The sequence below is a fragment of the Variovorax sp. P4_D9 genome (genome assembly GCF_056401695.1).
Map to the genome: position 1 here is coordinate 1 of NZ_JBFUIU010000341.1, position 9,373 is coordinate 9,373.

At 67.9% G+C, this 9,373-nt stretch carries 9 protein-coding genes; 5 read left to right on the forward strand and 4 right to left on the reverse strand.

Going from position 1 to position 9,373, the window contains the following annotated elements; all coding sequences use genetic code 11:
* From pstB to phoR, 4 genes are all read left to right on the forward strand, one after another.
* The coding region (pstB, locus tag AC1DY5_RS29910) for a phosphate ABC transporter ATP-binding protein PstB (RefSeq protein ID WP_478117346.1) at positions 1–718 on the forward strand (718 nt) is incomplete at its 5' end.
* Between the two features lie 10 nt (positions 719–728).
* Entirely contained in the window at positions 729–1,430 is a 702-nt protein-coding gene (gene phoU / locus AC1DY5_RS29915) for a phosphate signaling complex protein PhoU (protein WP_478117347.1), read from the forward strand.
* A gap of 19 nt (positions 1,431–1,449) precedes the next feature.
* Positions 1,450–2,142 (forward strand): phosphate regulon transcriptional regulator PhoB, encoded by a 693-nt coding sequence (gene phoB / locus AC1DY5_RS29920; protein ID WP_478117349.1) that lies wholly within the window; start codon positions 1,450–1,452, stop codon positions 2,140–2,142.
* Positions 2,143–2,198: 56 nt separating this feature from the next.
* Entirely contained in the window at positions 2,199–3,533 is a 1,335-nt protein-coding gene (gene phoR / locus AC1DY5_RS29925) for a phosphate regulon sensor histidine kinase PhoR (RefSeq protein ID WP_478117351.1), read from the forward strand.
* Here the strand turns inward: phoR and AC1DY5_RS29930 are convergent.
* The 3 genes from AC1DY5_RS29930 to AC1DY5_RS29940 form a co-directional block, all read right to left on the reverse strand.
* Entirely contained in the window at positions 3,517–4,884 is a 1,368-nt protein-coding gene (locus tag AC1DY5_RS29930; protein ID WP_478117353.1) for an MATE family efflux transporter, read from the reverse strand. The two genes, phoR and AC1DY5_RS29930, sit on opposite strands and share 17 nt — an antisense overlap.
* Positions 4,877–6,616, reverse strand: a complete 1,740-nt coding sequence (locus AC1DY5_RS29935; protein ID WP_478117355.1) for a hypothetical protein — start codon at positions 6,614–6,616, stop codon at positions 4,877–4,879. Before AC1DY5_RS29935 ends, AC1DY5_RS29930 begins: the two co-directional genes overlap by 8 nt.
* An 84-nt stretch (positions 6,617–6,700) precedes the next feature.
* Positions 6,701–6,970, reverse strand: coding sequence for a type B 50S ribosomal protein L31 (locus tag AC1DY5_RS29940; RefSeq protein WP_158722485.1), 270 nt, complete (start codon positions 6,968–6,970; stop codon positions 6,701–6,703).
* A gap of 120 nt (positions 6,971–7,090) precedes the next feature.
* Here AC1DY5_RS29940 and AC1DY5_RS29945 point away from each other — a divergent pair, with 120 nt between their 5' ends.
* Positions 7,091–8,152 (forward strand): oxidoreductase, encoded by a 1,062-nt coding sequence (locus AC1DY5_RS29945; protein ID WP_478117357.1) that lies wholly within the window; start codon positions 7,091–7,093, stop codon positions 8,150–8,152.
* A gap of 33 nt (positions 8,153–8,185) precedes the next feature.
* Here the strand turns inward: AC1DY5_RS29945 and rho are convergent.
* The coding region (gene rho / locus AC1DY5_RS29950; RefSeq protein WP_478117358.1) for a transcription termination factor Rho at positions 8,186–9,373 on the reverse strand (1,188 nt) is incomplete at its 5' end.

A 9,373-nucleotide genomic window follows, 5' to 3' on the forward strand; every position in this document is an offset into this window, starting at 1 on the left:
CTACGGCAAGTTCCACGCGCTCAAGGGCATCAACCTCGAGATTCCCGAGAACAAGGTGACGGCCTTCATCGGCCCGTCGGGCTGCGGCAAGTCGACCCTGCTGCGCACCTTCAACCGGATGTTCGAGCTCTATCCGGAGCAGCGCGCCGAGGGCACCATCGCGCTCGACGGCGAGAATCTGCTGACATCGAAGCAGGACGTGGCCCTGATCCGCGCCAAGGTCGGCATGGTGTTCCAGAAGCCGACGCCGTTCCCGATGTCGATCTACGACAACATCGCCTTCGGCGTCAAGCTGTTCGAGAACCTCAGCGCGTCGGAGATGGATGACCGGGTCGAATGGGCGCTCAAGAAGGCCGCGCTCTGGACCGAGGTGCGCGACAAGCTGCAGCAAAGCGGCTCGGGCCTCTCGGGCGGCCAGCAGCAGCGGCTGTGCATTGCCCGCGGCATTGCGATCAAGCCCGAGGTGATGCTGCTCGATGAACCCTGCTCGGCACTCGACCCGATTTCCACGGCGAAAATCGAGGAGTTGATCGCCGAGCTCAAAAGCGAGTACACAGTGGTCATCGTGACCCACAACATGCAGCAGGCGGCGCGCTGCAGCGACTACACCGCCTACATGTACCTGGGCGACCTGATCGAGTTCGGCGCCACCGAAGACCTGTTCTTCAAGCCGAAGCGCAAGGAGACCGAGGACTACATCACCGGCCGATTCGGCTAAGGGGACAGCAATGACCGAGAAGCATCTTTCCAGCCAGTTCGACAGCGAACTCAACACGGTCTCGTCGCGCGTGATGGAGCTCGGCGGCATGGTCGAGGCCCAGATCCACCAGGCGGTCTATGCGCTGCAGGAGTTCGACGCCGAGGCCGCCGAGCGCGTCAGCGAGACCGAGCACCGCGTCAACGCGATGGAGATCGAGATCGACCGCGAGCTGTCGTCGATCATCGCCCGCCGCCAGCCGACCGCGCGCGATTTGCGCCTGTTGATCGCGATTTCCAAGACCACCGCCAACCTCGAGCGCGTCGGCGAYGAGGCGAACAAGATCGCGCGCATGGTCAAGTCGATCATCGAGAGCGGATCGGCCCGCGCGCTGCCGTCGAGCGAGCTGCGCATCGCCGCCGACCTGGCTTCGGGCCTGCTGMGCAAGGCGCTCGACGCCTTCGCGCGGCTCGACACCGCGGCGGCGCTGTCGATCCTCAAGGACGACGACCTGATCGACAAGGAGTTCGATGGCTTCGTGCGCAAGCTGGTCACCTACATGATGGAAGACCCGCGCAAGATCTCCGCCAGCCTCGACCTGCTGTTCTTGGCCAAGGCGATCGAGCGCATCGGCGACCACGCCAAGAACATCGCCGAGTTCATCATCTACATCGTCAAGGGCGCCGATGTGCGGCACACTTCCATGCAGGACATCGAGTCGGCATTGCAATGATCCGGCACCCACTGAATTCATGAAGAAACCAAGGATCCTGATCGTCGAAGACGAGTCGTCGATCGCCGAACTGATCGCCGTCAACCTGCGCCACAACGGCTTCGAGCCGATCTGGGCCGAGGACGGCGCGTCGGCGCAGCGCGAGATCGACGCCTTGCTGCCCGACCTGGTGCTGCTCGACTGGATGCTGCCGGGCCAGAGCGGCCTGCAGCTGGCGCGCCAGTGGCGCAAGGACCCGCGCACCAAGGCCATCCCGATCCTCATGCTGACTGCGCGCGGCGACGAGCCCGACAAGGTGGCCGGGCTCGACGCCGGCGCCGACGACTACATCACCAAGCCCTTTTCGACCCAGGAGATGCTGGCGCGGATCCGTGCCGTGCTGCGCCGCCGGGCGCCCGAAGCCGTGGCCGAGCGGGTCGAGATCGGCGAACTGGTGCTCGACACCGGCACCCACCGCGTCACCTGGCAGGGCGTGCCGCTGAAGGTCGGACCGACCGAATTCAAGCTGCTGGGTTTCCTGATGCAGCACGCCGAACGCGTCCACAGTCGCGCCCAACTGCTCGACAAGGTGTGGGGCGACCACGTCTACATCGAGGAGCGCACGGTCGACGTGCACGTCAAGCGACTGCGCGAATCGCTGGGCGCCGCTGCGCCGATGGTCGAGACCGTGCGCGGCGCCGGCTACCGGCTGACCGCCCAGGCGACCGTCTGAGAGTCCACCGCGCCACTGGCCCGGCCGGCGCCGACCGGGCGGGATAATCGTCCGGCATGCCGTTCCGTATCGCCACTTTCCTCACGGCTTCCGCTCTCGGCGGCGGCCTTGCCACGGCTGTCCTGAACTGGCACTACGCCTGGCTCGGCGCCTGGCTCGGCGTGCTCCTGTGGCTGCTGCTCGATGCCTGGCGAGCGCGGCGACTGCTGAACGTGCTGCGCACCGATGCCGCAGGGCTGCCCTCGCGCGGCCCAGGCGTCTGGGGCGAACTGTCCGAGCGCATCCGCAAGCTGCTGCGCGAGCGCGAGCAGCAGACCCGCCAGGCCGAGGACCGGCTGCAGGAGTTCCTCGCCGCCATCCAGGCGTCGCCGAACGGCGTCGTGCTGCTCGACGAGCAGGGCCGCATCGAATGGTGCAACCAGACCGCCGCCGGGCAGTTCGGCATCGACGCCGAACGCGACCTGCTGCAGCACATGGCGAACCTGGTGCGCGACCCGGCCTTCGTTGCCTACCTGGCCTCCTGGAACTACAGCCGGGATGTCGTGATCGATGCTCAGGGGCCGCAACAGCGCAGCCATCCGGCGCGGTTGTCGGTGCAGGTGCATCCTTATGCCGGCAACCGGCGCATGCTGTTGACCCGTGACATCACCTCGCTCGAGCAGGCCGAGGCAATGCGGCGCGACTTCGTCGCCAACGTCTCGCACGAGATCCGGACACCCCTCACCGTTCTAGCCGGCTTCGTCGAGACGCTGCAGAACCTGCCGCTGGACGCCAAGGAGCGCGCCCGCTATCTCGGCCTGATGGCGCAACAGTCGCACCGCATGGAGACCCTGGTCAACGATCTCCTGACGCTCTCGCGGCTGGAAGGCAGCGCGGCCCCGCCAGCCAATCGTTGGACCCGCATGCGGGCCCTGATGGCGCAGTGCGAGGACGAGGGCAGGGGCTTGTCGAGCCGCCTGAGCGCGCAGGGCCACCGGCTGTCGTTCACGCTGGAGTCCGACTGCGAGATCGCCGGCGCGCCGACCGAGTTGCAGAGCGCGATGTCGAATCTCGTCAGCAACGCCATCCGCTACACGCCGGGCGGCGGCGAAGTCGCCGTGAGCTGGCGCCTGCTTCCCGACGGGCGGGGCGAGTACGCGGTGCGCGACAGCGGCCCGGGCATCGCGGCCGAGCACCTGCCGCGCCTGACCGAGCGCTTCTATCGCATCGACCGCAGCCGCTCGCGTGAGACCGGCGGCACCGGCCTCGGCCTGGCGATCGTCAAGCACATCGCCCAGCGCCACGGCGCCGAACTGCGCATCGAGAGCACGCTCGGCAAGGGCTCGCGCTTTGCGCTCGTGTTCCCGGTGGCGCGGCTGCGGCAGGCCTCGGCGCTCAGCGCCGTCGCTTGAGGGTGGACAGCAGCAAGGCGATGAACAGAGCTGCGGTGAAAGCCAATGCCAGCGCACCCATGAGCCAGAAGGCGAGCGGCGACTGCATCGCGGTCCAGTTCCCGATGCCGCGATAAGCCAGCAGATAGCCGCCACCGAGACCCACGCCCCACAGCAGCGCGCAGTAGAGCACCAGCGGCGCCACGGTGACGCGGTAGCAGCGCAGCACGAAGACGCACAAGGTCTGTAGGCCGTCCGCCAGGTGATAGAGCGCGGTCGCCAGCAGCAGCGTCGCGCCAAGTGCCTCCACCGCCGGGTTGGCCGAATAGACGCCGGTGAGCTGCCAGCGCAGCGCCGCCATGCCGCCGGCGAACACCAGGGCGAAGAACACGGTCAGCTCGAAGCCCCGCTGGCAGGCACGGCGCGCCAGCGCGGCCTGGCCGGCGCCGAGCCAGAAGCTGACGCGCGCGCTGGTCGCGATCGACAGCGACAGCGGCATCATGTAGGCCACGGCCGTGAGGTTGGCCGCGATCTGGTGCGCGGCCGAGGCCGTGGTGCCAAGGCGGGCGATGAACAGCGCCATCAAGGTGAACGAGGTCACCTCCACCAGCACCGACAGGCCGGCGGGCACGCCGAGCCGGGCGAACTGGCGCAGCTGCCGCCAGTCGGGCGGCTCGATCCGTTGCCAGAAGCGGTACCCGGTATAGAACGGATCGCTGCGCAGCAGCCAGACGGCGGCGCCGAGCATCGTGTAGTTGACGACCAGCGTGGCCCAGCCGCAACCGACCAGCCCCATCGCCGGCAGCCCGGCGCCACCGAAGGTGAACCAGATCGACAGAGGCAGCTTCAGACCCAGCGAGGCCAGCTGCAGCCAAGTCACGAGCTGCGGCTTGCCCAGGCTCTGGTTGAGGGTGCTGAAGAGGCGAAAAAGCAGCGCCGGCGCCAGCGAAAAGGYCAGCACCTGCAGGTAGGCCTCGACCTCGGCGCGCATCGCCGGCGGAACCTCGGTCCAGCGCAGCAGCGGCGCCGGGAACAGCAGCAGCGCCATGCCGAGCGCGATCGCTCCGGCGCAGAGGTAGAGCGACTGCCGTACCGAGCGGCCGACCTCCGAGGTGCGCCGGGCGCCGTGCAGTTCGGCCCACACCGGCAGCAACGCCTGCAATCCACCCATCAGCGAGACGTAGACGCTGATGAAGATCGCCGAGCCGACCGACAAGGCGGCCAAAGCGCCTTCGGCGTAGCGGCCGGCCACGATCGTGTCGGTGACGCCGAAGGCCATCACCGCGAGCTGGCCGACCAGCACCGTCGCGGCGTGGCGCGCGATCACCCGCCGCTCGCTGGCGACCGCCGGGCCGCTCCCAAGGCTAGCCACCGCCGGGCGCGATGCGTTGGTAGAGCAGCAGGTCGTCGCTCGGGCTGGTGGGGCGGCGCAGCGTGCCGATCAGGCGCCAGCCGTCGAGGTTCACGATGTCGTGCAGGCGGGCAATCGCGTCGGGGCTGACCAGCAGCCAGGGGCAGGCCGGCTCGGTCCCGAGCGAATGCAGCTTGAAATTGCCGTGGTGGCGCAGGGCCGCAACGTGGGGCCGGCTGAGCGCGAGCTCGGAGATGCACTCGGTCTGGCCGATCTTGTCGGAGATCGCGCGCACCTGGGGCGCATAGCTGCGCGCGAAGTCGAGCAGCGGCAGCCACAGCGTCATCAGCAGCATCCAGCACAGGGCGACGCCGCCGGCCGGCAGCACCAGCGTCTTCCAAAGGGCGGCGCGATGGCGCCCGGTGCGCCAGCGGACCAGCCAGGCCCAGGCCATGGTCGCGGCCAGGGCGAAGACAAAGGCCGTGGCGGAGAATTGCGGGACGAAGCCCGGCGCGAGCTTGGCGACGTTGGCCGCCGGCTTGGCCGGCACGCCGGTCTGCATCGCGACCCACATCACCCAGATGATGATCGCGAAACCGGTGAAGAACAGCAACGTGAACCAGTCGATCAAGGCCGCCACGCTGCGCCGCAAGGTCGGCAGCGCGAAGGCGGCCAGCGTGGCGAAGGCCGGCAGGCCGAGCAGCAGGGAACGCTCGGAGAAATCCGTGGTCCAGGTGGCCAGCAGCGGCATCAGTGCGAACCACAGCGGCAGCGCCACATGGCGGGCCAGCAGCTGCCGGCGCCAGCGCCAGAGGGTCCAGACGGCCAGTGGCCAGGTCGGCCAGGTGAACCACAGCAGCAGCTTGGCCTGGCTGCGCAAATCGGCGATCAAGCGCGTGTGGGGGTCGCTGCCGGGAAGGTCGATCTTCCACTGGAAGAGGCCGAATCCGGCCGCGAGCGCGGCGACCAGCAGGGTCGCGCCCAGCACGGCGGCAATGGCCCCGAAGCTGTAGGTCGGTTCGGATTCGGATGTCTCGTCGGCGCGGCTACCCCAGCGCTCCGCCGCCAGCAGCCCGACGCAGCCGAGGCCCAGGCCGAGGCCGACGGTCGGGCCGCCCGACAACGCCAGGCCCGCGCTGCCGACCAGCAGCGCGACGAAGGCGCCGACGCGGTGATAGGGCAGCGCCGCGACACCGTAGAACAGGTGCGAGGCGAAGAACAGCTGGGCCAGTGCCGGCGTGGTTTCGTGGCCCAGCTGCGCCAGGCCCAGCGAGGCGATCAGCGCCAGCACGGCGCCATCGGCGATGGCGCGGGCATAGTCGGTCGGTCGCGCCTCGCCGCCGAAGGCAAAAGCCACCGGCTGCGCGCGCGAGGTGCGCGCCAGGTAGTAGACGGCGTACCAGGTTGCGCTGAGGGTACCCCACAGCAGCAGTGCAAAGGCGATGCGCACCGCGAGGTCGGGGTTCATCCAGGCCGGTGCGACCTTGATCGCCCAGGCGCCGATCCAGTAGGGCAGCAGTGCCGGTGTCTCGGGCCTCAGGCCGAGCAGCATAGGATCCAGCCAGCGTGCGATGCCGCCGCCGCCTTGTGCCAGCTCGGCCATGAAGCCGAAGGCGGTGATGTCGGCGCTCTTCCATGGTCCGCGCCCGACCAGCCCCGGCATCAGGTAGGCGGCGCAGAGCAGCAGCAGCGCGACCCGCGGCAGGCGGCGCACGGCGCTCTGGGCAACGATCGCTGGCGTCGGCTGGTTCAAGGGGCGGGGTCGGGCGTGGAAGAGCGAAACAAAAAAAAGGGCAGCGCGGTAAACCGGGCTGCCCTCGACGCGGAAGCGCCCGCCTTACTTGGAGGCGGCGCCGGTGGTCTTGCCGAAGCGGTTGCGGAACTTCTCGACGCGGCCGCCCATGTTGTCGACCGACTTTTGCGTGCCGGTGTAGAAGGGGTGCGACTCGCTCGAGGTATCGAGCTTGAAGAGAGGCAGTTCGCGACCGTCGTCGGTCTTGCCCATTTCCTTGGTATTCGCGCACGAACGGGTCACGAACTTGAAGCCGTTCGACAGGTCGACGAACAGAACTTCGCGGTAGTTGGGGTGAATGCCTTCTTTAGCCATGATCATTTCCTTGTGGGTCGATGCGAGAGCCACAGCGAGGCACAACGCCCACGCAGCACTTTTCGCTAAGCCCTCAATTATCGCATACTGGGCCGTTTCAGCGCCAGAGGCCCGTTCACCATGTCGATTCCCACCCTGAAAGCCGGTCTGGTCGGCTACGGATTCGCCGGCCAGACCTTTCATGCGCCGGTGCTGTCAGCAGTTCCCGGCCTCGAACTGGGTGCCGTGGCGAGCTCCCAGCCGAACAAGGTCCACGCCGACTGGCCAAGTGTCCCCGTGGTTCCGGATGTCGAGGCACTGTTGCGCCGCCCCGACATCGACCTCGTGGTGGTCGCCGCGCCGAATGCGCAGCACCATCCGCTGGCCCGGGCGGCGCTGGACGCCAGCAAGCATGTGGTGGTCGACAAGCCCTTTACCCTCGATGCGGCCCAAGCGCGCGAACTGGCCGCGCTGGCGACCCGCCAGGGCCGGCTGCTGTCGGTCTACCAGAACCGGCGCTTCGACTCTGACTTCCTGAGCCTGCGCGGCCTGCTGGCGCGCCGCGAGCTCGGACGCCCGGTGTACTTCGAGTCGCACTTCGATCGCTTCCGGCCGCAGGTGCGCGAGCGCTGGCGCGAGCAGCCGGTGCCAGGCGCCGGACTGTGGGTCGATCTCGGCGCGCACCTGGTCGACCAGGCGCTGCAGCTCTTCGGCCGCCCCGACACGCTGCAGCTCGACACCGCGGCGCTGCGCGAGCGCGCGCTGGTGGAGGACTATTTTCACGCCGTGCTGCGCTACGAAAGCGGCGAGCACGCGCCCCTGCGGGTGGTGCTGCACGCGACCACGCTGGCGGCCTTCGCGGCACCGCGCTACATCGTTCACGGCACGCGCGGCAGCTACGTCAAGCGCGGCGTCGATCCACAGGAAGACGCGCTGCGCGCCGGCGGTCGACCCGGCGATGCGCAGTGGGGCGCCGATCCGGTCGATGGCGAACTCACGCTAGTCGGCCTCGACGGCCGAACGCAGACGCAGAAGCTGCCCACGCAGGCAGGCGACTACGTAAGCTACTACGCGGCGGTGCGCGATGCGATCCTGGGAAAGGGCCCGAATCCGGTGACGCCGGAGCAGGCGGTCGAGCTGATGGAACTGCTCGATCTGGGTCGCCAAAGCGCGGCGGAAGGCCGGGCCCTGGCTGCGCGCTGACAAGACGCCAGCGCGCTGAAGACGATGGGGGGCTCAGCCCCCTCGACGCATCATGTCGAAGAACTCGACATTGGTCTTGGTCGCCTTCATGTTCTTGAGCATGAGTTCCATCGACTCGATCTCGTCCATGTTGTACATGAGCTGGCGCAGGATGCGGGTCTTCTGCAGGATCTCGGGCGCCAGCAGCAACTCTTCGCGGCGGGTGCCGCTGCGGTTGAGCTGGATCGAGGGGAACACGCGCTTCTCGTAGAGCCGGCGGTCGAGGTGGATTTCAGAGTTGCCGGTGCCCTTGAACTCTTCGAAGATCACTTCGTCCATGCGGCTGCCGGTGTCGATCAGCGCGGTGCCGATGATGGTCAGCGAGCCGCCTTCTTCGACGTTGCGGGCAGCGCCCAGGAAGCGCTTGGGACGCTGCAGCGCATTGGAGTCGACACCGCCGGTCAGCACCTTGCCCGAGGACGGCACGACGTTGTTGTAGGCCCGGGCCAGGCGGGTGATCGAGTCGAGCAGGATCACGACGTCTTTCTTGAGCTCGACGAGGCGCTTGGCGCGCTCGATCACCATTTCGGCGACGTGCACGTGGCGGGCGGCGGGCTCGTCGAAGGTCGAGGCAATGACCTCGCCCTTCACGGTGCGCTGCATCTCGGTCACTTCTTCGGGCCGCTCGTCGACCAGCAGCACCATCATGTGGACTTCGGGATAGTTGGCGCTGATCGCGTGCGCGATGTGCTGCATCATCACCGTCTTGCCGCTCTTGGGCGGCGCCACCAGCAGGGCGCGCTGGCCCTTGCCGATCGGCGCGATGATGTCGATGATCCGACCCGTGATGTTCTCTTCGCCCTTGAAGCCGTCGCGCTCGAGCTTCATCTGCTCCTTCGGGAACAGCGGCGTCAGGTTCTCGAACATCACCTTGTGCTTGTTGTTCTCGGGCAGCCCGTCGTTGACCTTGTCGAGCTTGGTCAACGCGAAGTAGCGCTCGCCGTCCTTGGGCGTGCGCACTTCGCCTTCGATCATGTCGCYGGTGTGCAGGTTGAAGCGGCGCACCTGGCTCGGCGAGATGTAGATGTCGTCGGTGCTGGCGGTGAAGCTGGTGTCGGGGCTGCGCAGGAAGCCGAAGCCGTCCGGCAGGATCTCGAGCACGCCGTCGGCGAAAACCTGCTCGCCGGCCTTGGCGCGCTTCTTGATGATCGCGAACATCAGCTCCTGCTTGCGCATGCGGCC